The 25,194-nt window shown below is 70.5% G+C and carries 18 protein-coding genes and 8 pseudogenes; 7 read left to right on the top strand and 19 right to left on the bottom strand.

Features of this window, described 5'->3' with window-relative positions:
- Positions 1-142: 142 nt before the first annotated feature.
- From LRS04_RS04365 to LRS04_RS27590, 17 genes and pseudogenes are all read right to left on the bottom strand, one after another.
- Complete coding sequence (locus tag LRS04_RS04365) at positions 143-1,285, bottom strand: acyl-CoA dehydrogenase family protein (RefSeq protein ID WP_257815322.1); 1,143 nt, start codon at positions 1,283-1,285, stop codon at positions 143-145.
- A gap of 183 nt (positions 1,286-1,468) precedes the next feature.
- Entirely contained in the window at positions 1,469-2,113 is a 645-nt protein-coding gene (yihA, locus tag LRS04_RS04360) for a ribosome biogenesis GTP-binding protein YihA/YsxC (RefSeq protein WP_257815321.1), read from the bottom strand.
- A pseudogene (yidC, locus tag LRS04_RS04355) lies at positions 2,110-3,931 on the bottom strand (membrane protein insertase YidC). The gene yihA and the pseudogene yidC overlap by 4 nt, the downstream one beginning before the upstream one ends.
- Entirely contained in the window at positions 3,932-4,336 is a 405-nt protein-coding gene (gene rnpA / locus LRS04_RS04350) for a ribonuclease P protein component (RefSeq protein WP_257815320.1), read from the bottom strand.
- Between the two features lie 26 nt (positions 4,337-4,362).
- Positions 4,363-4,497, bottom strand: a complete 135-nt coding sequence (gene rpmH, locus LRS04_RS04345; RefSeq protein ID WP_068877158.1) for a 50S ribosomal protein L34 — start codon at positions 4,495-4,497, stop codon at positions 4,363-4,365.
- Positions 4,498-4,574: 77 nt separating this feature from the next.
- Entirely contained in the window at positions 4,575-5,075 is a 501-nt protein-coding gene (locus tag LRS04_RS04340) for a M24 family metallopeptidase (protein ID WP_257815319.1), read from the bottom strand.
- A gap of 436 nt (positions 5,076-5,511) precedes the next feature.
- The gene (locus tag LRS04_RS04335) at positions 5,512-6,492 is read right to left on the bottom strand and encodes an NADPH:quinone oxidoreductase family protein (RefSeq protein WP_257815318.1); all 981 of its coding nucleotides are present in this window, start codon (positions 6,490-6,492) and stop codon (positions 5,512-5,514) included.
- Positions 6,492-6,965, bottom strand: a complete 474-nt coding sequence (locus LRS04_RS26560; RefSeq protein WP_308238071.1) for an alpha/beta hydrolase fold domain-containing protein — start codon at positions 6,963-6,965, stop codon at positions 6,492-6,494. The genes LRS04_RS04335 and LRS04_RS26560 overlap by 1 nt, the downstream gene beginning before the upstream one ends.
- Before the next feature lie 64 nt (positions 6,966-7,029).
- A pseudogene (locus tag LRS04_RS26555) lies at positions 7,030-7,203 on the bottom strand (alpha/beta hydrolase fold domain-containing protein); the annotation flags it as partial.
- A 337-nt stretch (positions 7,204-7,540) separates the two neighbouring features.
- Positions 7,541-8,158, bottom strand: coding sequence for a TetR/AcrR family transcriptional regulator (locus tag LRS04_RS04325; RefSeq protein ID WP_257815317.1), 618 nt, complete (start codon positions 8,156-8,158; stop codon positions 7,541-7,543).
- A gap of 85 nt (positions 8,159-8,243) precedes the next feature.
- Positions 8,244-9,155 carry an SDR family oxidoreductase gene (locus LRS04_RS04320; RefSeq protein ID WP_257815316.1) on the bottom strand — a complete coding sequence of 304 codons (912 nt, stop codon included), beginning with the start codon at positions 9,153-9,155 and terminating at the stop codon, positions 8,244-8,246.
- A gap of 186 nt (positions 9,156-9,341) precedes the next feature.
- Positions 9,342-10,176, bottom strand: a pseudogene (locus LRS04_RS04315) (flagellin).
- Positions 10,177-10,539: 363 nt separating this feature from the next.
- Complete coding sequence (locus tag LRS04_RS27595; RefSeq protein ID WP_374573440.1) at positions 10,540-11,265, bottom strand: DUF72 domain-containing protein; 726 nt, start codon at positions 11,263-11,265, stop codon at positions 10,540-10,542.
- Positions 11,266-11,291: 26 nt separating this feature from the next.
- Positions 11,292-12,944, bottom strand: coding sequence for a M28 family metallopeptidase (locus LRS04_RS04305; RefSeq protein ID WP_257815315.1), 1,653 nt, complete (start codon positions 12,942-12,944; stop codon positions 11,292-11,294).
- A gap of 57 nt (positions 12,945-13,001) precedes the next feature.
- On the bottom strand, positions 13,002-13,439 hold the full coding sequence (locus LRS04_RS04300; protein WP_257815314.1) for an endonuclease domain-containing protein: 438 nt from the start codon (positions 13,437-13,439) through the stop codon (positions 13,002-13,004).
- Between the two features lie 95 nt (positions 13,440-13,534).
- Positions 13,535-13,993 (bottom strand): annotated as a pseudogene (locus tag LRS04_RS04295) (TetR/AcrR family transcriptional regulator C-terminal domain-containing protein); the annotation flags it as partial.
- Between the two features lie 82 nt (positions 13,994-14,075).
- A pseudogene (locus LRS04_RS27590) lies at positions 14,076-14,195 on the bottom strand (helix-turn-helix domain-containing protein); the annotation flags it as partial.
- A gap of 317 nt (positions 14,196-14,512) precedes the next feature.
- On the opposite strand from LRS04_RS27590, the pseudogene LRS04_RS04290 reads away from it, so the two are divergent.
- The 6 genes and pseudogenes from LRS04_RS04290 to LRS04_RS04265 all read left to right on the top strand — a co-directional run.
- A pseudogene (locus tag LRS04_RS04290) lies at positions 14,513-15,016 on the top strand (TolC family protein); the annotation flags it as partial.
- A complete protein-coding gene (locus tag LRS04_RS04285; RefSeq protein WP_257818948.1) occupies positions 15,000-15,938 on the top strand; it encodes a TolC family protein in 939 nt (312 codons plus the stop codon). The pseudogene LRS04_RS04290 and the gene LRS04_RS04285, both read left to right, overlap by 17 nt.
- Positions 15,939-15,946: 8 nt before the next feature.
- Complete coding sequence (locus tag LRS04_RS04280; protein ID WP_257818946.1) at positions 15,947-17,035, top strand: efflux RND transporter periplasmic adaptor subunit; 1,089 nt, start codon at positions 15,947-15,949, stop codon at positions 17,033-17,035.
- A pseudogene (locus LRS04_RS04275) lies at positions 17,032-20,171 on the top strand (efflux RND transporter permease subunit). The gene LRS04_RS04280 and the pseudogene LRS04_RS04275 overlap by 4 nt, the downstream one beginning before the upstream one ends.
- A 63-nt stretch (positions 20,172-20,234) precedes the next feature.
- Entirely contained in the window at positions 20,235-21,116 is an 882-nt protein-coding gene (locus LRS04_RS04270) for a hypothetical protein (protein ID WP_257815313.1), read from the top strand.
- Positions 21,113-22,117: a glutathione S-transferase family protein gene (locus LRS04_RS04265; RefSeq protein ID WP_257815312.1), complete on the top strand. Its 1,005-nt coding sequence runs from the start codon at positions 21,113-21,115 to the stop codon at positions 22,115-22,117. The genes LRS04_RS04270 and LRS04_RS04265 overlap by 4 nt, the downstream gene beginning before the upstream one ends.
- Here LRS04_RS04265 and LRS04_RS04260 read toward each other — a convergent pair.
- Entirely contained in the window at positions 22,114-23,103 is a 990-nt protein-coding gene (locus LRS04_RS04260; RefSeq protein ID WP_257815311.1) for a threonine/serine dehydratase, read from the bottom strand. The genes LRS04_RS04265 and LRS04_RS04260 overlap by 4 nt on opposite strands.
- 5 nt (positions 23,104-23,108) lie before the next feature.
- A complete protein-coding gene (locus LRS04_RS04255) occupies positions 23,109-23,528 on the bottom strand; it encodes a VOC family protein (protein ID WP_257815310.1) in 420 nt (139 codons plus the stop codon).
- Positions 23,529-23,826: 298 nt separating this feature from the next.
- On the opposite strand from LRS04_RS04255, the pseudogene LRS04_RS04250 reads away from it, so the two are divergent.
- A pseudogene (locus LRS04_RS04250) lies at positions 23,827-25,114 on the top strand (adenylosuccinate synthase).
- Positions 25,115-25,194 lie beyond the last annotated feature (80 nt).

The following is a 25,194-nucleotide window of genomic DNA, read 5'->3' as shown; positions in this document are numbered from 1 at the left end:
GCCGTAGAGCCGGTGGTGGAGGGGCAAGCCCCACGCACTGCCGGCCGCTCGCCCCCTCCACCCTTCGCTCTTCGCTGCGCTCGGCGAACGGTCCCCCTCCCGCCATCGCTCCGCGCTGGGGGAGGTGAGAAGGAGGCGGCGTTCAAATGGACCGCGCCACCACCTCCTTCATGATCTCGCTGGTCCCGCCATAGATCCGCTGGACGCGGGCGTCGCGCCATAGGCGCGCGATCGGGTACTCGTTCATGTAGCCCGCGCCGCCGTGGAGCTGCAGGGCGGTGTCGCAGGCCTCCCACTGCAGCTCGGTGTGGAAGAGCTTGGCGGCGGATGCCTCGGCCGCCGTCAGCTTGCCTTCCAGGTGGCGGGCGATGCACCAGTCGAGGTGGGCCCAGCCGGCCTGCAGCTTGGCCTTCAGGGCGCCTAGCGTGAACCGGGTGTTCTGGAAGTCGAACACCGTCTGGCCGAACGCCTTGCGCTCCTTGGTGAACTTCACCGCCTCGTCGAAGGCCCGCTGCGCCCCCGCCTGGCCGGAGACGGCGATGCCCAGCCGCTCCTGGGGAAGCTGGCTCATCAGGTAGGCGAAGCCGCGGCCCTCCTCGCCCAGGCAGTTGGTGATCGGCACCCGCACGTCCTCGAAGAACAGCTCGGAGGTGTCGGCGGAGTTCTGGCCGACCTTGTCGAGGTTGCGGCCGCGCTTGAAGCCCTCGCGGTCGGCCTCCACCAAGATCAGCGAGATCCCCTTCGAGCCGGCGGCAGGGTCGGTCTTGGCGACAACGATCACCAGGTCGGCGTTCTGGCCGTTGGTGATGTAGGTCTTCGAGCCGTTCACCACATAGTGGTTGCCGTCCTTCTTGGCCGTGGTGCGCACGCCCTGCAGGTCGGAGCCGGTGCCGGGCTCGGTCATGGCGATGGCGGTGATCGCCTCGCCCGAGACCATCTTCGGCAGCCACTTCTGCTTCTGCTCCTCGGAGCCGTAGTTCTCGATGTAGTCGGCGACGATGTCGGACTGCAGGGTGATGCCGGCGGACGATCCGGCATAGGCCAGTTCCTCGTCGATCACGGCGTTGTAGCGGAAGTCGAGGCCAAGGCCGCCGTACTCCGGCGACACGGTCGGGCAGAGCAGGCCGGCCTCGCCGCAAGCCCGCCAGAACTCCCGGTCGACGACGCCTTCCTCTTCCCAGCGGTCGAGGTGGGGGTTGAGCGCCTTGTCGAAGAACTTCCGGACCTGGTCGCGGAACAGGTTCATGTCCTCGTCGTAGACGGGGCGGCCTTCGGTCGTGAGCATCTGGGTCCTCCTCGCCGCGACTTAGCGGGCTGACGCTGGGTCGGGAAAGGCCTTTGCCCTCACCCTACCCTCTCCCTCTCCGCTTCGCGGGGGAGAGGAGTGGAGCTGAGACGTTGAGCCATAGCCTCCTCTCCCCCGGGCGCAGCCCGAGAGGGAGAGGGTAGGGAGAGGGCCGGCGGCCCCTCAGACCGCGCAGGCCTGGACGATCTCGGCGCGGAGCTCGGGGATGCCGGTCCCCTTCTCGGAGGAGGTGGCCAGCACGCGCGGGAAGGCGGCCGGGCGCTTGGCGATCTTGGCCTGGGTCCGCGCGGTCACCTCGGCGACCTCGGCGGGCTTCAGCTTGTCGGCCTTGGTCAGGATGATCTGGTAGCTGACCGCCGCCAGGTCGAAGGCGGCCATGGCCTCCTCGTCGACCTCCTTGAGGCCGTGGCGGCTGTCGATCAGCAGGAAGGCCCGCTTCAGGTTCGGCCGGCCGCGCAGGTAGTCGCGGCCGAGGTTCTGGAACTTCTTCACCACGCCCTTCGACGCCCGCGCGAAGCCGTAGCCGGGCAGGTCGACCAGCCGGAGCTGGTTGTCGCCGATGACGAAGAAGTTCACCTCGCGCGTCCGCCCCGGCTCGTTGGAGAACCGGGCGAGCCGCAGGCGGCCGGTCACCGCATTGATCAGCGAGCTCTTGCCGACGTTGGAGCGGCCGGCGAAGGCCACTTCCGGCAGGTCGGTGTCGGGCAGGCCGTCCATGGCGACGGCGCCCATCAGGAAGTTCGCCTCGCCGGCGAACAGGACGCGCGCCGCCTCCAAAGCCTCGGCGTCGAAGGCGGCCTCGGTCATGTGACGGGGTCCGGCTTGCCGGTCAGTTTCCGGATCAGCTTGTCGATCGGGTTGTCGACCTTGAAGCGGCGCATGATCACGTACTGCTGCAGGATCGTCAGCACGTTCGACCAGGTCCAGTAGAGCAGCAGGCCGGCGGCGAACGGCGCCATGATGAAGGTGAAGATGATCGGCATGAGCTGGAAGATCCGCTGCTGCACCGGGTCGGGCGCGGGCGGGCTCATGGCCGTGGTCAGCCACATGGTCACCCCGTAGAGCAGCGGCAGGATGCCCAGCGCCAGGAGGCCGTGATGGCCGGCGGTGGAGCCGATGAACTGGCCGATCAGCGGCACGGTGAGCGGATCCCAGGGGGATCAGGCCGAACAGGTTCCAGATGTTGGTCGGGTCGGGCGCCGAGAGGTCCTTCAGCCAGCCGACGAACGGCGCATGGCGCATTTCGATGGTGACGGTCAGCACCTTGTAGAGGGCGTAGAACACCGGAATCTGCAGCAGCAGCGGCAGGCAGCCGGCCAGCGGGTTCACCTTCTCGCGCTGATAGAGGGCGAGCAGCTCCTGCTGCTGCTTCGCCGGGTCGTCTTTGTATTTCGCGCGCAGCGCCTCCATCTGGGGCTGCACCTTCTTCATCTTGGTCAGCGACTCGTACTGCTTGTTGGCCAGCGGGAAGAAGATCGCGCGCACGACCACGGTCAGCAGCAGGATGGCGACGCCGAAGTTCAGGACGTGGCCCGAGATCCAGGCCAGGAACGAGAAGATCGGCCGGGTCAGGAACCAGAAGTTGCCCCAGTCCACCGCCCAGTCCAGGCGCTCGACGCCGAGCTGCTGCTGGTACTGGCGCAGCAGCGGCACGCGCTTGGCGCCGGCGATGAAGTGGGTGACCTCGCTGACCTGCTGGCCGGGCGCCACGGTCTTCGCCTCGCCCGTGTAGGTGGCGTCGAAGATCTGGGTCGCGCCCACGTCGGTCTTGCGGAACTGGCCGGAGAAGCGCTCGCCCTGGCCGGGCACCAGCGCGGTCAGCCAGTACTTGTCGGTGACGCCGACCCAGCCGCCCGTGGAGGCGTAGGCGGGTCCGCCCCCTTCCTTCTGCCACTTCTTGTACTTCACCTGGCGGAGCTTGCCGTCGAGCCAGCCCACCGCGCCCTCGTGGACGATCTGGTTGGTGCCGAGCTCGGCCGGCACGCCCTGGCGCTGGACCGAGGCGTAGGGGACGAGGGTCACCGGCGCCGCGCCGGCGTTGGCCACGGTGTCGGTGACCGTGAACAGGAAGTGGTCGTCCACCTCCACCTTGCGGGTGAAGGTGAGGCCCTGGCCGTTGGTGGTGGTCAGCACGACCGGCTGGCCGGGCGACAGCGTGCCGCCCTGGGCCACGGTCCAGACGGTGTCGGGGGTCGGCAGGCCCGGCACATTGGCGCCGGTCCAGCCGATGTCGGCGAACCAGGCGTGCTTGGTCCCTTCGGGGCGCAGCAGTTCGACGGGCGGGGAGTTCCTGTCGACCGTCTGGCGGTACTCGGTCAGGAACAGGTCGTCGATGCGCGCGCCGCGCAGCGAGAGCGAGCCCTTCAGCGCCGGGGTGGCGATGGCGACGCGGGGCGCGGCGGCCACCGCCTGCTCGCGGCTCACGGCCTGCGGCTGGGCGGCCACGGCCGGGGCGCCGGGCGTTCCGGGGGCGGCGGCCGCCGGGGCCGCGGCGGCCTGCCGGGCGCGCTCGGCCTCGGCCCGCTTCTGGGCGGGGGCCAGCACCAGGAACTGATAGCCGATGAAGAGGATGATGGCCGCGACGACGAAGATGATCGTGTTGCGGGTCTGGTCGTCGCGTTGCATCTAAGGGGTGCGATCCGTGGAGGAGGGGCGCGGGCCCGGCGCCTCGGGGCTCTCGCGGTCGGCGGCGAGCCTTATCAGCGCGGTTTTCACATCGTCAAGCAAACGGTCCCAGGGGCGGGTGGTCACACCGCCGCGGGCGATGAACACATAGTCCATACCGGGCCTGCCGAATTGGGGAAGTAGCAGTCGGGCCGCCTCGCGCATCCGGCGCTTGGCGCGGTTGCGCTCCACGGCGCCGCCGATCCGCTTGGTGGCCGTGAAGCCGGCCCGGACCAGGGGCTCGGCGTCGCCGCGGGGGCGCGCCTGAACGACAACGGCCCCCTTCGCGGTGGAGGGGGCCTGGGCGCAGGCGAGGAACTCGCTGCGCTTCTTCAGTCGGTCGATCGGGAAGACGGCGTCCGGCACGCGGACACCCTGTCGCTCGCGCGCGCTTAGGCGCTCAGGCGCTTGCGGCCCTTGGCGCGGCGACGGGCCAGGATCTTCTGGCCGTTCTTGGTCGACATGCGCAGACGGAAGCCGTGACGACGCGCGCGCACGAGGCGGGAGGGCTGGAAAGTGCGCTTCACGAGAAAAGCTCCGGGGGTCGAAAATCGAGCGGCGGTGGATAGTGGAACCGCCGGGCAGAGTCAACAGTCCGGCGGCCTCAATCGGCGAGGGTGAGCACCACGGCGCCGCGCGGCGTGGCGACCAGGGTGTGCTCGTACTGCACGGTGGGCTGGCCGGCCGGCGGGAAGAGGGTCCAGCCGTCGTCGGCCTCCTCGACCCAGTCGGCGCCCAGCGACAGGAAGGGCTCGATCGTGAACACCAGGCCATCGTGGATCTTCCGGCGCTCGGACCGGTCGTGCCAGGTGGCGATCTCCGTTGGGTCCTCGTGGAGGGACGCGCCGACCCCGTGGCTCGCGAGGTTCTTCACCAGCGTGTAGCCGTTCTTCGTCGCGAAGGCCTCGATGGATTTGCCGATGGCGCCGAGCTCCGCGCCCGCCCGCACCTGGCGGATGCCGGCCCACAGCGCCCGGCGGCCATCGCGGCACAGGCGCTCCACCTTCGGCGTCACCGGCGGGACGGCGAAGGAGGCCCCGGTGTCGGCGAAGAAGCCGTCCAGCTCGGCCGAGACGTCGATATTGATCAGGTCGCCGGCTTCCACCCGGCGGTCGCTGGGGATCCCGTGGGCGCAGTCGGGGGGCCACCGAGATGCAGGTCGCGCCCGGGAAGTTGTAGGAGAGCTCCGGCGCCGGGCGGGCGCCCGCATCCTCCAGCATCTTCCGCCCCAGGGCGTCCAGCTCGCGGGTGGTGATCCCGGGCTCCAGCGCCTTGCCCATGGCCGCCAGCGTGCGGGCGACGAGCTTCCCCGCCGCCTTCAGCTTCTCCAGCTCTTCCTCGCTGCCGATGGTCATGGGGCGGGCTCCTTCGGAACGGATAGTCGCGCGAGTTGCCTCGCGCCGAAAGCCCTCTCCCTACCCTCTCCCTCTCTTCCCCCGGCTTGCGCCGGGGTCGGGGGAGAGGAGGTTATGGCTTGGCCTCAAAGCGCCACTCCTCTCCCCCCGCGAAGCGGAGAGGGAGAGGGTAGGGAGAGGGCGAAGCTACAGATCCGGCCTGACGATCGTCTTGCCGATGACCTTCCGGTCAGCGAGCGAGTCAAACGCCGCCCGCCAGTCGTCCAGCGCGTATTCCTTGTCCACCCGCGGGCGGACCTTGCCCTCCTCGGCCAGCCGCCAGATCGCTTCGTGGTTCTCGCGGCCCTTCTCGGGGAACTGGCGGCCGTATTCGCCGGCCCGGACCCCCATCACCGAGAAGCCCTTGATGAGGGCGATGTTCACCGGCAGCACCGGCAGGCGGCCCGAGGTGAAGCCGATGGAGAGGATGCGGCCGCCGAACGCGATGCAGCGGATCGACTCGTCGAAGACGTCGCCGCCCACGGGGTCGTAGATCACGTCCGCGCCCTTGCCGCCGGTGATCTCCTTCACCCGTTCGCGGAAGCCGCCCGTGACATTCACCGTCGCCTCGGGCGCATACTCCTGGGCGATCACCGCCAGCTTCGCGTCGGAGGCCGAGGCGGCGATCACCTTCGCGCCCATGATCTGGCCGAGGTCGACGGCGGCGAGGCCCACGCCGCCGGCCGCGCCGTGCACCAGCAGCCATTCGCCGGCCTGCATCCGCGCGCAGCGCTCCAGCGCCACATAGGCCGTGAGGTAGGCCACCGGATAGCCGGCCGCCTGGCTGAAGCTCATGCCCGGCGGCACGCGGTGCAGCCCCGCCGCCGGCAGCACCGCATACTCCGCCATGCCGCCCCGGCCGCCGCCGGCGACCGCGTCGCCTTCCTTCCAGGCGGTGACGCCCTCGCCCACGGCGTCGATCTCGCCGGCCAGCTCCATGCCGGGCGTGAAGGGGACGGGCGGCTTGTGCTGGTGCTCGCCCCGCGTCTGCATCAGGTCGGGGAAGTTCACCGCCGAGGCGCGGACCCGGATGCGGACCTCGCCGGGTCCCGGCTCCGGGGTCGGGATCTCCTTCACCCCGCAGCCGGCGTACTCCGGCGCGAGGCGTTCCACGACGAGCGCACGCATCAGGCTATCCGTCCCTCCAGGCCTTCCCTGACGAGGCCCGCGATCTCGCGGCAGGCCACGTCGGCGCATCCGACCGCGCCGGTGAAGGCCGTGAAGCCGTGCGCCAGGCTGTCGTAGCAACGATAGGCGACGGGAACGCCGGCGTCCTTCAGCTTCCGGGCGTAGGCTTCCCCCTGGTCAACCAGCGGATCGAAGCCGGCGGTGACCACCACGGCGGGGGCCAGGCCCTTCAGGTCGGTCTCGCGGATCGGCGACAGGCGCGGGTCGGCGGGGTCGTCCGCCGGGCCCAGATAGTGGCCCATGAACCAGTCCATCATCGCCCGCGACAGCGGGAAGGCGTCGGCATAGGTGGTCATGGACGCGGTCTCGGAGGCCACGTCGACGCAGGGATAGATGAGGAGCTGCAGCGCCGGCTGCGGCTCGCCGGCCCGCTTCAGCGCCTGGCAGACGATGGCGGCGAAGTTGCCGCCCATGGAATCCCCCGCCGATCGCCGCCCGGCCGGCGGGCGCGCCGAATCGCTCGGCGTTGTCGCGGCCGAACCGGTAGCCGGCGAGCACGTCCTCGAGGCCGGCCGGGAAGCGGTGCTCGGGCGCCAGCCGGTAGGCGATGGAGAGCACGGGCGCCCGCGCCGCACTGGCCAGGATGGAACAGAAGGCGTCGCAGGTCTCCAGGTCGCCGATCACGCCGCCGCCGAAATGGGCGAAGACCATCAGCGGCATGGCCGGATCTTGGCCGGCCGGGCGGTAGGCCCGCGCCGCGACCGGCCCGCTGGGCCCCTCGAAGGACAGCGCCTCCGTCCGCACGCCCGGTTCGCGGTCGCCGGCCAGCAGGGCGCCCGCCTCGGCGCTGGCCCGTCTCGCCGCGTCCGGGCCCATGGCGGTCATCGGCGGCTGGCCGCGGGCCTGGGCGGCGAGGAACTGGAGCCTGGGGTCGAGGGTGCGGCCGCCCTCGTAGACCACCCCGCCGCCGGCCATCAGCCTGAGCAGGGGCGGGGGAGCGAGAGGAGAGCGCGGACGACGAGCCGCTGGGCGCGTCCCGCCATCGGCCCTAGGCCTTCGGCAGGCCGCGCAGGCCGCCGAGGATCATGGCGGTGGCGAACTCCACCGCGCCCTCCACGTCGACCGGCCGGCGGCTCAGCATCTTGTCGCCGACCTCGCGGGCGATGGCGATGCAGGCGGCGGCCATGTAGTCGAGGTCCGCCGCGGGGCCGTCATGGCGGGCGATCGCGCTCTGCATGGCGTCGCGCACCTCGGCGAACACCGCCGCCATCTCCGGCGTCTCGCCATGGACATGCGGCAGGGCCTCACCGGGCGGCCGGCGGGCGGCCCAGCTGATGTGCTCGTCGGCCATGAACCGGAAATAGGCCTCGAGCGCGGCGCGGATGAAGCCTTCCAGGCCCGGCTTCTCGGCCCTGAGCTTCTTGAGCACGGGGGAGAAGCGCCGGGCGCCGTCGTCCGCCAGGGCGGCGAACACCTCCTCCTTCGAGCGGTAGTAGTTGTAGAAGGTGCCGGCCGCGAGGCCTGTGCGCCGGATGATGTCGCGCACCGTCGCCGTCTCGTAGCCGAGCTCGCCGAACACCTCGCGCGCCGCATCCAGGATCGCCTGGCGGTTCTGGACCTTGGTCTGCTCACGCTTGCCGACCGGGAGATAGGCGACCTGGGACATGGACCTCTGACGCGGACTCAAAAATGACGCGAGTCATATTAGGACCGGAAGTCCGGGGACGCCAACCTCCGCGTTCGGCGTGCGGTCAGACCGTCCTTTGGGCGCGGTCCTTCTCGTTGGTGGCGCGGATGGCGTTGCGCGCCTCCTCCCACTCCTTGTCGCCCCAGCCGGCCAGCCTGGCGAAGCCGCCGCCGCCCTGCAGGTGGGCCCCGCCGTCGATGGCGATGGTCTGGCCGTTGACGTAGGCCGAGCCGGGATCGAGCAGATAGACCGCCAGGTTGGCGAGCTCCCGCATCTCGCCGTTGCGGTTCAGCGGCACCAGCGGATCGGCCGCCTCCGGCATGCGGTTCTGGCCGCCGGGGTTCAGGCGCGCGCTCATCCCCTCGGTGGGGAAGGGGCCGGGCGCGATGGCGTTGAAGCGGATCCCGCGGTTGCCCCACTCCACGGCCAGCGACTGGGTCATGACGTTGAGCCCGGCCTTGGACATGGCCGACGGCACCGTGAACGGACCGCCGTTCCAGACCCAGGTCGTCAGGATCGACACGACCGAGGCGCGCTTACCCTCGGCCAGCCAGCGCTTGCCGGCGTCCAGGGTCACGAAGAACGAGCCGCGGAAGACGATGTTGGAGATGGCGTCGAAGCCGCGCGCCGACAGGTCCTCGGTGCGGCTGATGAAGTTGCCGGCGGCGTTGTTGACCAGGCCGGTGAGCGCCCCGCCGTCGGCCCAGATCTCGTCCATGGCCTCGTGGATGGCTTCCGGCACGCGGATGTCGCAGGCCCGGCCGACGACCTTGCCGCCGTGGGCGTCCATCAGCTCCTTCGCCGCGTCCTCGATGACGTTGCCGCGGCGGCCCCAGATATAGACCTCGGCGCCCAGCATCAGGCAGGCCTCGGCCATCACCTTGCCCAGTCCCGTGCCGCCGCCGGTGATCAGCACCCGCTGGCCCTTCATCAGGCCGGGCCGGAACATCAGGTCGTCCATCTGGAATTCGGCCATCTTCGCCTCCCTTTACGTCGTCTGGTTGGCCAGAAGGACGCCGCCCTGACGCGGGGGAGGTCAAGAAGCGACCGCCGGGCGCATGGCGGCGCCCGGCGGCAGTAGGCTTGCCTGAAGATCGCCGCCCCGCCGGACGCCGCGCGACCCTTGCGGGGCCTCGCGGACGCCGGTGGGACGAGGTCGTCCTTACCTGAAGAGGCTCAGGAGGGTGGACGACGCCTGGTTGGCGATCGAGAGCGCCTGGATGCCCAGCTGCTGCTTGGTCTGCAGCGACTGTAGCTTGGCGCTTTCCTTCGCGAGGTCCGCGTCGACAAGGTTGCCGACCCCGGCGTCCAGGGTGTCCTGGAGCTTCATCACGAAGTCCAGGTGCGAGCCCAGCGACTTCGAGCCCGTGCCCAGCTTGGAGAGCGAGCTGGAGACGTTGATGATCGCGGTGTTGAGCGTGGCGATCATCGAGGCGGCCGCAGACGCGGTGCTGATCGAGGAGGTGGAGGAGAGAGACCCCATGACCGTGCCGCCGAGCGACAGGTCCTGGGCCATGACCGTGATCACCGAGCTGGCGTCCGCATTGGCCAGGGCCTCGACGGTGGTGCCGCCCGACATGATCATGTTGGCGCCGTTGAAGATGGCGTTGTCCACGGCCTTGGTGATCTGGTCGCGGAGCGAGATGAAGTCGTCGTTCAGCGCCGTGCGGCTGTTGGAGTCCAGCGAGCTGTCGGACGCCGCCAGCGCCTTTTCCTTCATCAGGATCAGGAGGTCGGAGATGCTTTCGCCGGCGGAGACGGCCACGTCGACGGTCGATTGACCGCGTTGCAGCGACTCCTTGACGGCGTTCAGCGAGTTGGAGGTGGCGCGCTGGTTTTGGGCAATGGCCCAGATGGCGCCATTGTCCTTCACGCTGCCAACCCTCTTGCCGGTGTTGATCCGGGCCTGGGTAGTCGCCAGGTCGGCGTTGGTCGCGTTCAGGTTCTGGAGGGCGGCCATCGCCCCCCACGTTGGTGTTGACGCTGTTCATAGGCATGAAGAGCGGGCCCTTTCTTTTAGGGTTATGAACCAGCCGTCGTTTTGACGGCCGGGGACGTTTTGCCCGCTTCACGCATCGCAAGGGCCGGGCCAGAAGAACGCCGATCGGCCAAAACTTCCCGGCAAAGGGGGAATGGTGGGCAGTTAGCGCCCAGCTGAATCAAGTTGTCGCGGCACGAAATGCCGACCTGAATCAGAATTGCCTAGCAATGGGCAATAGCTGCCGGGCAATAATAAGCATGACAACGTTATATGTCAAGATTAGTTGTTGCGTTATTCTATGAAGTGTGGGCAGGCAGGCCGCCGCACCGGGCCTGGAGCTCCATCGCCGCGCGCGGGGCGCGCACCTTTCCTTCGTGGATCACGTAGGCGTAGACGTCCCGGGGCGTCTCGGGCAGGCCCGTCCGGTCGAGGGGGGCGGAAGTCCGCCGGCACGGCGCCCGAGGCATATTCCCTGAACCGTCCGGCCCACAGGTCGAGCTCGGCCGGCGTGTAGCCGGTCTCGATCTCGTCGTCGGCCGAGAGCAGCCGCATGTAGACGAAGTCGGCCGTGACGTCGGGGATGTAGGGGGTAGTTCTCGTTCTCGGAGTTGCAGATCGCCACATTGTGGTCGCGGCACAGCCGGACGAACTTCTCGTCGGCGAAGGTCGCATTCCGCACTTCGACGACATGCTTCAGCGGCAGGCCCTCCAGGCGTTCCGGCAGCAGCGCCAGGAACCCGGCAAATTCGTCCCGGTCGAACTTCTTGGTCGGCGCGAACTGCCACAGGATCGGACCGAGCCGGTCGCCCAGCTCGGTCAGCCCCTGGTTCAGGAAGATCTCCATGGAGCTCTTGCCGTCGGAGAGCACCTTGCGGTTCGTGCAGAACCGCGAGGCCTTCACCGCGAACTTGAAACCGTCCGGCGTCGCCGCCTTCCACTTGGCCCAGCTCTCCGGCTTGAAGCTGGAGTAGTAGGTCCCGTTGATCTCGATGGTGGCGAGGTGGGCGGCCGCGTACTCCAGTTCGGCCGCGTGCTTCAGGCCCTTCGGATAGAAGACCCCGCGCCAGGGCTCGAAGGTCCAGCCCCCGATGCCCGTCCGGATCACGCCGCCCGCCATCGCCCCACGTCCCCCTATTTGCGCTGCGCCCTGGTCTTGTCCCGCTCGGCCTTGAACTCGGCGCCTTCCTTCCACTCCGGCCAGGCGGTCGAGTTCGCCAGGCGGCGGCCCATCTCGTAGAACAGGCCGACCTCCTGGGTGAGGCCGGTCAGGTTCCAGTTCGGGTCGTACTCGTCGGCCGGCTGGTGGTACTTGTCCTTGATGTAGGCGTCGGCGGCCGCCTTGCCAGCCGCCCGGCCGCCGTTCGCCAGGTCCTCGCCCGCGCCGAACGAGATCGCCGGCACGCCGCGCTTGGCGAAGGGGAAGTGGTCCGAGCGGTAGAAGCTGCCCGCCTGCGGGTTCGGGTCCGGGGTGAAGGTCAGGCCGCGTTCGCCGGCCAGCTTGATCAGGTCGTCCTGCAGCGTCAGCGGCGCATCGCCCGACATGGTCACGTCCTTGGTCGGACCCAGCAGGTTCATGCCGTCCATGTTCAGGTCCGCCACCGTGGTGGCCAACGGATAGAGCGGGTTGTCGGCGTAGTATTCCGTGCCCAGCAGCCCCTTCTCCTCGGCGGTCACCGACAGGAAGACGATGCTGCGCGCGGGCCTCGGGCCCTTGGCGAAGGCGCGGCCGAGCTCGATCAGGGCGGCGGTGCCCGACGCATTGTCGACGGCGCCGTTGTAGATCCGGTCGCCCCTGGCGTCCGGCAGGCCGACGCCCAGGTGGTCCCAGTGGGCGGAGTAGATCACCCGCTCGTCCGGCCGGCTCTTGCCGGGCAGGACCGCGACCACGTTCTTCGACACCACCTTCTGGGCGTCGACCGCGTAGTCGGTGGAGAAGGTCACGCCGTTCAGCGTCACCGGCCTGAAGTCGCGGGTCTGGGCCTGCTTCTTCAGGGCCTCGAAGTCGAGGCCGGCCTTGCGGAACAGGTCGACGGCGTTCTCCCGCTGCACCCAGCCCTCCAGCGGGGCGTGCGCCTTGGTCGGGTCCTGGCGGATCACGTCGAAGATCTCGTTGGTGTTGGAGTTCTTCACCGTGGCCCAGCCGTAGGAGGCCGGCGCGGTCTCGTGGATCACCAGGAAGCCGATGGCGCCCTGCCTGGCGGCCTCCTCGTACTTGTAGGTCCAGCGGCCGTAGTAGGTCATGGCCTTGCCGCCGAAGTCGCCTTCACCCGTTTCGAAGTCAGGGTCATTGACCAGGACGAGGGCGACCTTGCCCTTCAGGTCGACGCCCTTGAAGTCGTCCCAGTTGCGCTCGGGCGCGGTCACGCCATAGCCCACGAAGACCACCGGCGCGTCCTTGACGGTCACGCGGTCGACGCCGGTCTGGGCGGCGCGGATGGCGATCTGCTCGCCCTGGGTCCAGGCCTGGGTCGCCCCGCCGGCCGTCACGCTCACGGCCACCGGCCCCTTGGTGGCGAAGCGGGCGAGCGGCACGTCCTGGGTCCAGGCGCGCTTGCCGTCCTTCAGGTCGCCGCCGGGCTGCAGGCCGGCCTTGCGGAATTCCTCGGCGATGAAGGCGACGGTCTTCTTCTCGCCCTCGGTCGCGGGCCCGCGGCCCTCGAACTCGTCGGACGACAGCGTCTTGATGTCGGCGACCATGCGCTGGGCGTCCACCGGATCGGCGGCATGGGCGGAAACGGCGGCCAGCACGCTGAGCGCGCACGCGCCGAGGAAGAGCTTTTTCATCAGGTCACTCGAATGCACGGAAGGTGCGCGGACCCTATTGGCTTGCGCGCGCGACGACTAGCTGGAGCTTTCTGCTTCACCTCCTCTCCCCCCGCGAAGCGGAGAGGGAGAGGGTAGGGAGAGGGCTTTCGGCGCCTCGTCTTCGCCCCGCTCTCCGCCACAGGCCCGGAGGATCTCGGTGCAGACGGAATCACGATCCTCGAGGACGTAGGAATTCCAGAACCGGATCACGCGCAGCCCGCGCCGCCGCAGGAAAGCCGTGCGCTGCGCGTCATAAGCCTCCGTCTCCGAATGCTGTCCGCCGTCAAGCTCGACCGCCAGACCAGCCTCGCGACAGAGGAAGTCGAGGAAGTACGGCCCGAACGGGACCTGCCGCTTCCACTTCCACCCGCCGAGCCTCTGCGCCCGCAGCGCATTCCAAAGCCGGGCTTCGGCGCGCGTGTGGTCTCGCCGGAGCTCCCTGGCCCTCGCGATGGTCTCGGCCGGAGTCAGCAAGGCCCTCTCCCTACCCTCTCCCTCTCCGCTTCGCGGGGGAGAGGAGGGAAGACTAGCGTCGCGGCTGGTAGAACAAAACAAGAATATTGAGACCCCTACGCCTCCTCGCGCTTCCTCGCGATGAACACCTCGATCCCGTCCAGCACGCGTTGCAGGCCGAACTCGAAGCCGCGCTCCCGCTCCCAGACCGGGCCGTAGGCGGCCTTCATCGCCTCGCCCACCCGGCGCAGGACCGGGAAGGCGTCCGGCTCGAGGATCTCGGCCAGGGTCGGCTGGGCCAGCGCCATCCACTGCTCGTCGGTGATGCCGGTGCGCTGCTCCACCTCGCGGGCCTCCACGGCCGAGCGGATCGCCCCGCGGACGTAGTCGGTGAGCAGGCCTTCGACGAGCTCCATCTCCAGTTCGTCCAGGCCGACCCCGTCGAACACCTTCAGCCAAGTCTCCATCCGCTGCAGGAAGTTGGGCCCCAGCGGCGGCCGGGTGCTGCTCAGGCGTAGCATCCAGGGGTGCCTCGCCCCCAGCGCCCAGAGCTCGCGGGCCAGGAACTCCGCCTTGGCGCGCCAGCCGGCGAGGGGACGCCGGCGGCTCCGCCGTCCCGGCCAGCGCCCGGTCGTACATCAGGTCCACGAACTCCGCCTTGGACGGCGCGTAGGTGTAGAGCGCCATGGGCGACAGCCCGACCTTCTCGGCGACCCGGCGCATGGACAGCGCCTCGATCCCCTCCTCGTCGGCCAGGGCGATGGCGGCGGCGATCACCTCGTCGAGGCTGAGCTTCGGCTTCGGGCCCCGGCGGCCGCGTTCCTGCCGCCCCCCAGAGCAGTTCCAGGCTGCGGCGCGGATCGGTCGGGGAAACGGGCTCGGCGGTCATCGGTCGAACATTACACTTAAAACACTTTACAACATACGGAGTTTGGGGCACGACCCGGCTGCCAGGGGTCCAGAACAAGAGATTCCGGCCGGGAGCGGAGCAACGGGATAGGCAGTCTGTCGGCGCCGACATCGCGCCGTCGTCCTACTGTGTACCGATCCGCCCGAAGCAGCCTCATCGCGACCTCCCAAAGCGGCCTGACCTGATGCGTTCCCACCTTCCCGTCGCCGTCGCCCTGGCGCTTGCCGTAACGGCATGCGCGAGCCCGCGCGAGCCGGAGCTCGGCCTGCCGGGCGCCTATGAGGGACCCGCCGCGACGCCGGCCGGCGCCATCGACCTCGACCGCTGGTGGACGGCCTTCGACGACCCCGAACTGACCACGCTCGTCGACCAGGCGCTGGCCGCCAACACCGACGTGCGTACGGCCGCCGCCCGACTGCAGGAAGTCCGCGCCGTCCGCTCCAGCGGGCTCACCGTCTTCCTGCCGCAGGGCGACGCCACCGGCCAGGCCAGCCGCACGGAAACCGAACAGCTCGGCGGCACGGCCGCGAGCATCCCGGGCTTCTCCACCTCGGGCACGTCGGAATCCTACCGCGCCAACTTCAACGTGAGCTGGGAGATCGACCTGTTCGGCCGGGTGTTCGCCGCCGCCCGCGCCCTGAACGCCGACGTGGCCGCCACCCGCTACGCCTATGAGGGCGCCCGCGCGGCGATCGCCGCCCAGGTCGCCGACGCCTATTTCCAGGCCCGCGGCCTCGCCATCCAGCTCGCCGACGCGCAGGGAGACCGTCCGGATCCGCGAGGAGCTCTACCGGGTCGCCAGCCGGCGCGGCCAGATCGGCGTCGCGGCCACCTCCGACGCCGACCGCGCGGCCGGCGACCTCGCCCAGGCCCGCGCCCAGGTCGCCGCCTTCGAGGCCGAACTGCAGGCCCAGCGCCGGACCATCCTGATCCTGACCAACCGGGTCGTGGAGCCGACCACCAACATCGCCACCCCGGCCTCGGTCGCCGCCCCGCCGCCGGTCCCGGCCACCCTGCCCAGCGAACTGCTCGAGCGGCGCCCCGACGTGCGCGAGGCCGAGGCCCGGCTGCGCGGCGCCGCCGGCCGCCAGGACCTCCAGGCCCTGGAGTTCTTCCCGACGCTCACCTTCACGCCGGGCGTCGGCTGGTCGAAGACCTCGCAGCCCGGCTTCTCGTCCGAGACCCAGAGCTGGACGCTCGGCGGGGCGATCACCCAGCCGATCCTGTCGATCCCCAGGCTGATGGCCGACCTGAAGGCCCAGAACGCCCGCACCGAGCAGGCCGTGCTGAACTACGAGAAGGTGGTGCAGACCGCGTTCGGCGAGGCCGAGGGCGCGATCGTCCGCCTCGACGCCGACCGCCGCCGGGTGGCCATCCTGATCGAGGGCGAGGCCCGCGCCCGGCGCGCCTACGAGGCGGCCCGCATCGGCTACGACCGCGGTCTCATCGACCTCGACACCACCCTGTCCACCGAACAGTCCTGGCGCCTCGTGCGCGCCCAGCTCACCGCCGCCCAGGTGCAGGCCGCGCGCCGCGCCGTGCAGGCCTACAAGGCCATTGGCGGCGGCTGGTCACCGGACCGTCCCTCCACCCTCGCGTCAGCCCGCTGAGCCTCCGCATGCGATCCTTCCGCCTCGCCGTCCTTCCGCTCGCCGCCGCGCTCGCGCTGGCCGGGTGCCACAAGCCCGAGCCGGTCCGCGCCGACCCGAACCAGGGGGCCCGGGCGGTCACCGTCGTGCGCCTGGAGCCCCGGGCCATGACCGGCTCGCTCACCGCGTCGGGCGACCTGCTGCCGCGGGAAGAGGCGGCGGTCCAGCCGGAGGTCACCGGCTACCGCGCCCAGCGCGTCCTGGCCGACGTGGGCGACTATGTCCGCGCGGGCGAGACCCTGGTCCAGCTCGACCCCGCCCTGCTGCAGGCCCAGCTCGCCCAGGCCCAGGCCCAGGCCGCCCAGGCCGAGGACCAGGCCCGCCGGGTGCAGGGCCTCGACAACCAGGGCGTCCTCTCCGAGGAGCAGATCGCCCAGCGCCGCTTCCAGGCCCAGGTGGCCCGCGCCAACCTGCGCGACCTGCAGGTCCGCATGCAGAAGATGGCCGTGGTCGCCCCGGTCTCCGGCCTGATCCTCGAGCGCAACGTGCGGCCGGGCGACCTCTCGGCCGGCGGGGCGACGCCGTGGTTCCGCATGGCCCGCGACGGCCAGGTGGAGCTGGCCGCCCAGGTCTCGCAGGACGACCTGACCCGCATCCGCGTCGGCCAGCGCGCCATGGTCAGCCTGCCGAACGGGGCCACGGCGCCGGGCGTGGTGCGCATCGTCAGCCCGCAGATCGACCCGCAGACCAAGCTCGGCATCGTCCGCGTGACCCTGCCGGTGCGCAGCGACATCCGCGCCGGAGGCTTCGCCCGGGCCGTGTTCGACGACGTCGCCCAGGCGGTCCCGGGCCTGCCGGAATCGGCGATCCGCTACGACGCCAACGGGGCCAGCGTCATGGTCATCGGCAATGACAACCGGGTGCGCCGCGTGGCCGTCCAGACCGGCCAGCGCGGCTCGGGCCTGGTGCAGATCCTCCGCGGGCCGCCGCAGGGCGCGCGCGTGGTGCAGAACGCGGCCGCCTTCCTGCTCGACGGCGACCTCGTGAAGCCGACCGAGGCGGCCCCGACCGCCGGCCAACCCGCCGCTCAACCCGCCGCGAAGGCTGCCCCGCGATGAGCGACCACGGCCACGGGACGAACCCGTCCAACTTCCCGATCTCGGCCTGGGCGATCAGGAACCCGGTCCCGGTCGCCCTGCTGTTCATCGGCCTCGTGATCGCCGGCCTGATCGCCTACGCGGGCCTGCCGGTGAAGCAGTTCCCGAACATCCAGTTCCCGGTGGTGGCGGTGACCGTCACCCAGTCGGGCGCCGCGCCCGGCGAGATGGAGACCCAGATCACCCGTCCCATCGAGGACGCCATCGCCGGCATCACCGGCGTCGACAATGTGCAGTCGGTGGTCACCCAGGGCGTGTCCACCACCTCGATCCAGTTCAACATGGGCGAGGACCTGCAGAAGAAGACCGACGAGGTCCGGGCCAAGATCGACCAGGCGCGCCAGATCCTGCCGCGCGACATCGACGAGCCGCAGGTGACCCGCGTCGAGATCGACAGCGCGTTCCCGATCATCACCTATGCGGTGGCCGCTCCGGCCATGTCGGACGAGCAGCTCTCCTGGTTCGTCGACGACACCATCGCCCGCGAGCTGCAGACCGCGAAGGGGGTCTCCCAGGTCACCCGCGTCGGCGGCGTGGCGCGCGAGATCAACGTCATCATCGACCCCGACCGGCTGGCCGCGCGCAACCTCACCGCGGCCCAGGTCAACACGGCGCTCGCCGGCTTCCAGCTCGACGCCCCCGGCGGCCGGATCGAGGTCGGCGGCCGCGAGCAGACGCTGCGCGTGCTGGGCACCGTCGAGACGGTGGGCCAGCTCCGCGACATGACCATCCCCACCGGGACCGGCTCCTATGTGCGCCTGTCGGACGTGGCCGAGATCGGCGACGGCGCCGCCGAGCCGCGGGGCTTCGCCCGCCTCGACGGCAAGCCCGTCGTCGGCTTCCAGGTGGCCAAGACCAAGGAGTCCTCCGACGTCGACGTGGAGGACGCCGTCAACGTCAAGCTCGAGGGGCTGGAGAAGGCCAACCCGGGCGTGACCTTCACCAAGATCTACGCCTCGGTCGACGAGACCCGCGACAACTTCCGCGCCACCCAGCACGTGCTGCTGGAGGGCATGGTGCTGGCCGCCCTGGTGGTGCTGCTGTTCCTGCGCGACTGGCGCGCCACCCTGATCACCGTGCTGGCCATGCCCATCTCGCTGATCCCGACCTTCTTCATCATGGGCCTGGCCGGCTTCTCGCTGAACCTCGTGACCCTGCTGGCCCTGACGCTGGTCATCGGCATCCTGGTCGACGACGCCATCGTCGAGATCGAGAACATCGAGAAGCGGGTGGCCCGCGGGATGCGGCCCTACCAGGCCGCGCTGCTGGGCGCCGACGCCATCGGCCTGGCGGTCGTGGCGACCACCGCGGCGATCGTGGTGGTGTTCGCCCCGGTCAGCTTCATGCCCGGCATCCCGGGCCAGTTCTTCAAGGAGTTCGGCCTGACGGTCTGCGTGGCCGTGCTGTTCTCCCTGCTGGTGGCGCGCCTGATCACCCCGCTGCTCGCCGCCTACTTCCTGAAGCCCAGCACCAAGCCCCACGAGCGCAAGCCCTTCGTGGGCTTCTACCGCAATGCGCTGGAGTGGGCGCTGGCCCACCGGATCATCGCCGCCTTCGCGGGCCTCGTGCTGTTCGTGGGCTCGGTGATGCTGGTGCCGCTGCTGCCCACCGGCTTCCAGCCGCCGGGCGATCCCGACTACGTCTACATCAACGTCCAGGGCCCGCCCGGCGCGACCCTGCAGGACATGGAGCGCGCCACCCAGGCCGTCCAGCGCGTGATGAAGGCCCAGCCGGAGGTCACCAACGTCTTCACCCAGGTGGGCTCCACCGTGGCCAACTTCGGCCCCGGCGGCGGGCCCGGCGCCAGCGACGTGCGCTCGGGCACCATCACCGTCCTGCTCACGCCGAAGCGCAGCGTCACCGGCGCCGAGCTGAAGGACCGCGTCCGCGCCCAGATCGCCGCGATCCCCGACGTGCGGCTGAACTTCCTCGACTTCCAGGGTTCCGCCGGCTTCCAGCAGGTGCTGACCGGCCAGGACCCCGCGGCCCTCGACCGCGCCGCCCTGCAGCTCGAGCAGCAGATGCGCGGGGTGGAGGAGGTCGTCGATCCCCGGCCGGCCAACCCGCCGACCGGTCCGGAAGTGGTCATCCGTCCGCGTCCCGACGAGGCCGCGCGCCTCGGCGTCTCGGTCGCAGCGATCTCCCAGGCGGCCCGCGTGGCCACCGTCGGCGACATCGAGGCCAATGTGCCGAAGCTCAACGAGGGCGAGCGGCGGATCCCGATCCGCATTCGCCTGCCGGAGAACGCGCGCGCGCCGACATCGAGCAGATCAAGCAGCTCCGCCTGCCCACCGCCACCGGCGGGTCCACGACGCTCGGCGCCGTGGCCGACGTGGAGTTCCAGGCCGGGCCCGCCCGGATCGACCGCCTGAACCGCCAGCGGCAGGTGACCATCCAGGCCGAGCTGGCCGACGGCGTCGAGCTGGGCGAGGCGACCAAGGCGGTGCACGAGCTGCCGGTGATGAAGTCCCTGCCGCCGGGCGTCGCGCCCGGCGCGGTCGGCGACGCCGAGGCCATGGCCGAGATGTTCGGCGGCTTCGTGGTGGCCTTCGCCACCGCCGTCTTCCTGATGTTCGCGGTGCTGGTGCTGCTGTTCCAGAGCTTCTTCAAGCCGATCGTCATCCTGGCGGCGCTGCCGCTGGCGGTGGGCGGCGCCTTCCTCGGCCTGCTGATCTTCAACCTCTCGCTGTCGATCCCCTCGCTGATCGGCTTCCTGATGCTGATGGGCCTGGCGGCGAAGAACTCGATCCTGCTGGTCGAGTACGCCATCGAGCGCGAGCGCGAGGGCATGAGCCAGCACGACGCCCTGATCGAGGCCTGCCAGGAGCGGGCGCGGCCGATCATCATGACCACGCTGGCCATGGCCGCCGGCATGCTGCCGACCGCCTTCGCCCTGGAGAAGGGCGCCGAGTTCCGCCAGCCGATGGCTGTCGCGGTGATCGGCGGCCTGATCACCTCGACCCTGCTGTCGCTCGTGCTGGTGCCGGTGGTCTACCGCTTCGTCGACGACTTCGAGAACTGGCTCAGGCCCCGGCTGGCCAGGCTGATCACGCCCAGGGACGCCCCGCTGCGCCCCGCGCCGGAGGACCGCCTCTAAGGCGAAGCCTGTTCAACCTTCGCTGGGCGCGCTTATCCTCTGCAACGCTCAGGGGAGGGTGCGATGACGGGGTTCTCGATCGACGCGGCGCTGCGGTCCGGCTTCAGCCTGGCGCGCCGTGAGTGGAAGACGGTTCTGGCCTGGGGCGCGGGCGCCTTCGGGCTCGCCATCCTCATGCAGCTCCTGATCATGGGGCCGGCCCTGCCGGGCTACATCGCCGAGGTGGGCACGGATCCCGAGGGCGCCGCGGCGGCGATGGAGGAGGCGATGCTCGCCCACGCCTGGCTGACCTACCCGCTGATGATCCTCGCCGCCTTCGTCACGCTCGCCCTGTTCTATGGGGCCGTCTGTCGGGCCATGCTGCGGCCCGACGAGCGCGGCTTCTTCTACCTGCGCTTCGGCCGCGGCGAACTCTGGCTGCTGCTGACCGCGCTCGCGCTCTACGGTCTGATGCTGCTCGCGCTGATCCCGGCCGCCCTGCTGGTCGGGCTCGTGGTGGCCGGGATTTCGATGGCCGGGGGAACGCCGTGGTTCTGGGCGATCCTGCTCTGCCTCCCGCTCGGGATCGGCGGCTTGTACGTCGCCGCGCGCCTGTCGCCCGCCTGGATCATGGCCTGGGACGAGGAGCGCTTCGTCCTCGCCGACGCCTGGCGGCTGACCCGGGGCCACGGCTGGCGGATCGTCCTGATGATGCTGGCGCTCTTCTTCCTGCTGCTGATCGTCATGCTCGTGGTGCTGATCCCCTCGGCCATCGTCGCCTTCATCCTGGTGAGTGTCGCGGGCATGGCCGGCGGCGTCGGCGGAACCCTCGTCCTGGCCGTGCTCGCCCTGGCGGCCCTCGTCTGGATCAGCGCCTACTACGGAGTCTTCTACACCGTCGCGCTCGCCCCCTACGTGGAGGTCTACCGCGAGCTCAAGGCCGGCGCTGTGGCGGCGGGCCCATGACCGACTACCACCTCTACGGCGGCCTGGGGTCGCCCTACTCCATGAAGATGCGGGCGGTGATGCGCTATCGCCGCCTGCCGCACCGCTGGATCCAGGCCAGCCTGCCGGGCCAGATGGAGGCCCTGTTCGCCCGGGTGAAGGCGCCGGTGATCCCGGTGCTGGTGTTCCCCGACGGCGAAGTGATGAACGATTCCACGCCGCTGATCCGCGAGCTCGAGCGCCGGCATCCCGAGCGCTCCGTGCGCCCCGCCGATCCCGGCGACGCCTTCCTGGCCGATCTCCTGGAAGACATGGCCGACGAGTGGGGGACGAAGGCGATGTTCCTCTACCGCTGGCTCCGGCCGCGGGACCAGGCCCAGATGGCCGAATGGCTGGCCTACGACCGCCTGAAGGGGCAGGGCCGGGAGGTCATCGGGCGCGCCGCGGCGGTGTTCCGCGACCGCCAGGTGGGCCGCATGGCCCTGGTCGGCTGCACGCCCGAGAACGCCTCGGTGATCGAGGCGACGACGGAGCGGATCTACGGCCTGCTCGACGCCATGGCCGCCGACGGCCCGTTCCTGTTCGGGACGCGGCCGTCCCATGCCGATTTCGCCTGGTACGGCCAGCTCTCGCAACTCGGGACCGATCCCACGCCGCACGACCTCATGCGCGAGACCGCGCCGCTGCTGATGCGTTGGCTGCTGACCATCGACGACGCCTCGGGCGTCGAGGGCGAGTGGCGCGATCCTTTGCAGCCGTTCAGCCCCGCCGTCGCCGGCCTCGTGCGGCTGGCGGGCGAGGTCTACCTGCCGTTCCTCAAGGCCAATGCGGACGCCATCGCCCGGGGCGACGACAGCTTCAGCCTCACCCTGCTGGGCCGGCCCTACAGCCAGGGCGTCTTCCGGTATCAGGCGAAGTGCCTCGCCGAGCTTCGTGACGCCTATGCGCGCCTGCCGGCCGAGGCCGCCGCGCGCATCGACCCCCTGCTGGAGACCACCGGCGCGCGCGCGTTCCTGGCCTAGGCCTCGCCGCGGATCACCCGGCCGAAGAACTCCGGGTCGACGTTGCCGCCCGAGAGCACGATGGCGACCGTCGTGCCGCCGAAGGTGCTCACCTTGCCGGCCAGCAGGGCGGCCAGCCCCGCCGCGCCGCCCGGCTCGACCACCAGCTTGAGCGTCGAGAACGCATAGCGCATGGCGTCGGCCACCTCGGCGTCGGTGACCAGCGCCACGTCGGCCACCAGCCGGCGCATGATCGGGAAGGTGATCTCGCCGGGGAACGGGCTCTCCAGGGCGTCGCAATAGGACCGCCCCGTCGGCTTGATCGTCACCCGCTCGCCTTTCTGCAGGGACTGGAGGGTGTCGCTGAACTGCGCCGGCTCCACGCCGACGATGGCGGTCTGCGGCGAGTGCGCCTTCACCGTCGTGGCGAGCCCCGAGAGCAGGCCGCCGCCGCTGATCGGCGCCACCGCCACGTCCAGCGTCGCGCCCAGCGCGTGGGCCTGCCGCAGCATCTCCAGCCCGACCGTCCCCTGGCCGGCGACGATGTGCGGATCGTCGAAGGCCGGGACCACCACCGCGCCGCGCTCCTGCGCGATCTCGGCGGCGATCTCCTCGCGGGTCTTGCCCGAAAGGCGATTGTAGAACCGCACGTCCGCGCCATAGCCCTTGGTCGCCTCGACCTTCACCGACGGCGCGTCGTCCGGCATGACGATCACCGCGGGAATGCCCAGCAGCTTCGCCGCCAGGGCCACCCCTTGCGCATGGTTGCCCGAGGAGAAGGCCACGACGCCGCGCGTCCGCTCGTCGTCGTTCAGTTGGACCAGCCGGTTGTAGGCCCCGCGGAACTTGAAGGCCCCGACCCGCTGCAGGGTCTCGCACTTCAGCAGCACCCGCAGGCCCGTCCGGTCGTTCAGCGCCGGGCTCTCGATCAGCGGCGTCTCGACGGCGTGGCCGCGGATCCGCTCGGCGGCCGCCTCGATGTCGGCCAGGCCGACCGTGGGGACCACCGCGTTCACTTCGCGAAGACCATGCTGTCGTCGGCGAAGGCCTTGAACTCCAGCGCGTTGCCCGACGGGTCGAGGAAGAACATCGTCGCCTGCTCGCCGGGCTGGCCCTTGAAGCGGATGTTGGGCTCGATCACGAACTCGGTCCCCGCGGCCTTCAGCGTCTCCGCCAGCGCCTCCCACTGCGGCAGCGTCAGGATCGCCCCGAAGTGGCGGACCGGCACGTCGTGGCCGTCGACCGCATTGGTCGCCTTATGCCCCGCCTCGTCCGGCGACAGGTGCGCGACGATCTGGTGGCCGTAGAAGTCGAAGTCGATCCACTCCGGGCTTGACCGCCCCTCCGGGCAGCCCAGCAGGCCGCCATAGAATCCGCGGGCCTCCTCCAGGTCGCGCACGGGAAAGGCCAGGTGAAAGCGGGGGATGTCCATGGATGCTGATTACTCCCACGAAGCGCGCGCCGCCTAGCCCTCTCCCTACCCTCTCCCTCTCCGCTTCGCGGGGGAGAGGAGCGGAGCTGCGACGTCAGCGCCATCACCTCCTCTCCCCCGACCCCGGCGCATGCCGGGGGAAGAGAGGAGAGGGTAGGGAGAGGGCCAGCGGCCTAGAACCTTGAACCGACGCCCGCAGTCGCCTAAACCCCCGCCCGACAATCGATCACCAGGCCCCCCGTCGAGCACCTGTCGAAGGGCGCGGGGCTTCTCCCGGGCAGGTCGGGAGATCGTATCCATGGCCAACGTCACCGTGATCGGCGCCCAGTGGGGCGACGAGGGCAAGGGCAAGCTGGTGGACTGGCTGTCCAACCGGGCCGACGTGGTCGTGCGCTACCAGGGCGGCCACAACGCCGGCCACACCCTCGTCGTCGGCGACCAGGTCTACAAGCTCAGCCTGCTGCCCTCCGGCGTCGTCCAGGGCAAGCTGTCGGTGATCGGCAACGGCGTCGTCGTCGACCCCTGGCACCTCCTGAAGGAGATCGCCCAGATCGGCGAGCAGGGGATCGCCATCACCCCCCGACCTCCTCGTGCTGGCCGACAACGCCTGCCTGATCCTGCCCCTGCACCGCGACCTCGACCAGGCGCGCGAGGCGGCCGCCAAGAACAAGATCGGCACCACCGGCCGCGGCATCGGCCCGGCCTACGAGGACAAGGTCGGCCGCCGGGCGATCCGCGTCGCCGACCTCGCCGACCGCGAGGCGCTGGAGGCCAAGATCGACCGCCTCCTGGCCCACCACACGCCGCTCCGCCGGGGCCTTGGCCTGCCGGAGTACGACGGCGCCGCCCTGCTGGCCGAGCTGGAGGCCATGGCCCCGAAGATCCTGCCCTTCGCCCGTCCCGCCTGGCTGTTGCTCGACGAGGTGGTGAAGAAGGGCCGCCGCGTGCTCTTCGAAGGGGCGCAAGGGGCGCTGCTCGACGTCGACCACGGCACCTATCCCTATGTGACCTCGTCCAACACCGTCGCCGGCCAGGCCGCCGCCGGCTCCGGCCTGGGGCCGAAGGGGCCGGGCTACGTCCTGGGCATCGTCAAGGCCTACACCACCCGGGTGGGCGAGGGGCCGTTCCCCACCGAGCTCACCGACGAGGTCGGCCAGCACCTCGGCACGGTCGGCCGCGAGTTCGGCACCGTCACCGGCCGCTCGCGCCGCTGCGGCTGGTTCGACGCCGCCCTGGTCCGCCAGTCGGTGGCGCTCAACGGCATCGCCGGCGTGGCGCTCACCAAGCTCGACGTGCTGGACGGCCTGCCGACCCTGAAGATCTGCACCGGCTACCGCCTGGGCGACCAGGAGATCGGCTATCTCCCCGCCGGGCTGAAGGCCCAGCAGGAACTCACCCCGGTCTACGAGGAGATGGAGGGCTGGAGCGAGACCACCCAGGGCGCGCGGTCCTGGCGCGACCTGCCGGCCAGCGCCGTGAAGTACGTCCGCCGCATCGAGGAGCTGATCGGCGCCCCCGTGGCGCTCCTCTCCACCAGCCCGCAGCGCGACGACACCATCCTCATGCGCGACCCGTTCCAGGATTAGATCGGCCGTCGGGTTGCGGAGCACATGCCCCGCAACGTCAAGGCGTTCTTTACCTGCGCGCGCTAAGGGTTTCCGCCGGG

Origin of the sequence: Phenylobacterium sp. J367 (genome assembly GCF_024699985.1) — a bacterium.
GTDB lineage: Bacteria > Pseudomonadota > Alphaproteobacteria > Caulobacterales > Caulobacteraceae > Phenylobacterium.
The sequence above is the reverse complement of the archived record's forward strand: the minus strand, read 5'-3'. Positions and strand labels throughout refer to the sequence as shown.

Excerpts from the sequence above, each read along its gene's own strand:
- LRS04_RS04285 (WP_257818948.1), top strand. The coding sequence starts at position 15,000 with ATGAGGGCGCCCGCGCGGCGATCGCCGCCCAGGTCGCCGACGCCTATT.
- LRS04_RS04305 (WP_257815315.1), bottom strand. The coding sequence starts at position 12,944 with ATGAAAAAGCTCTTCCTCGGCGCGTGCGCGCTCAGCGTGCTGGCCGCC.
- yihA (WP_257815321.1), bottom strand. The coding sequence starts at position 2,113 with ATGACCGAGGCCGCCTTCGACGCCGAGGCTTTGGAGGCGGCGCGCGTC.
- LRS04_RS04280 (WP_257818946.1), top strand. The coding sequence starts at position 15,947 with ATGCGATCCTTCCGCCTCGCCGTCCTTCCGCTCGCCGCCGCGCTCGCG.
- LRS04_RS26560 (WP_308238071.1), bottom strand. The coding sequence starts at position 6,965 with ATGGGCGGCAACTTCGCCGCCATCGTCTGCCAGGCGCTGAAGCGGGCC.
- LRS04_RS04365 (WP_257815322.1), bottom strand. The coding sequence starts at position 1,285 with ATGCTCACGACCGAAGGCCGCCCCGTCTACGACGAGGACATGAACCTG.
- LRS04_RS04255 (WP_257815310.1), bottom strand. The coding sequence starts at position 23,528 with ATGGACATCCCCCGCTTTCACCTGGCCTTTCCCGTGCGCGACCTGGAG.
- LRS04_RS04320 (WP_257815316.1), bottom strand. The coding sequence starts at position 9,155 with ATGGCCGAATTCCAGATGGACGACCTGATGTTCCGGCCCGGCCTGATG.
- LRS04_RS04270 (WP_257815313.1), top strand. The coding sequence starts at position 20,235 with ATGACGGGGTTCTCGATCGACGCGGCGCTGCGGTCCGGCTTCAGCCTG.
- LRS04_RS04265 (WP_257815312.1), top strand. The coding sequence starts at position 21,113 with ATGACCGACTACCACCTCTACGGCGGCCTGGGGTCGCCCTACTCCATG.
- LRS04_RS04325 (WP_257815317.1), bottom strand. The coding sequence starts at position 8,158 with ATGTCCCAGGTCGCCTATCTCCCGGTCGGCAAGCGTGAGCAGACCAAG.
- LRS04_RS04335 (WP_257815318.1), bottom strand. The coding sequence starts at position 6,492 with ATGCGTGCGCTCGTCGTGGAACGCCTCGCGCCGGAGTACGCCGGCTGC.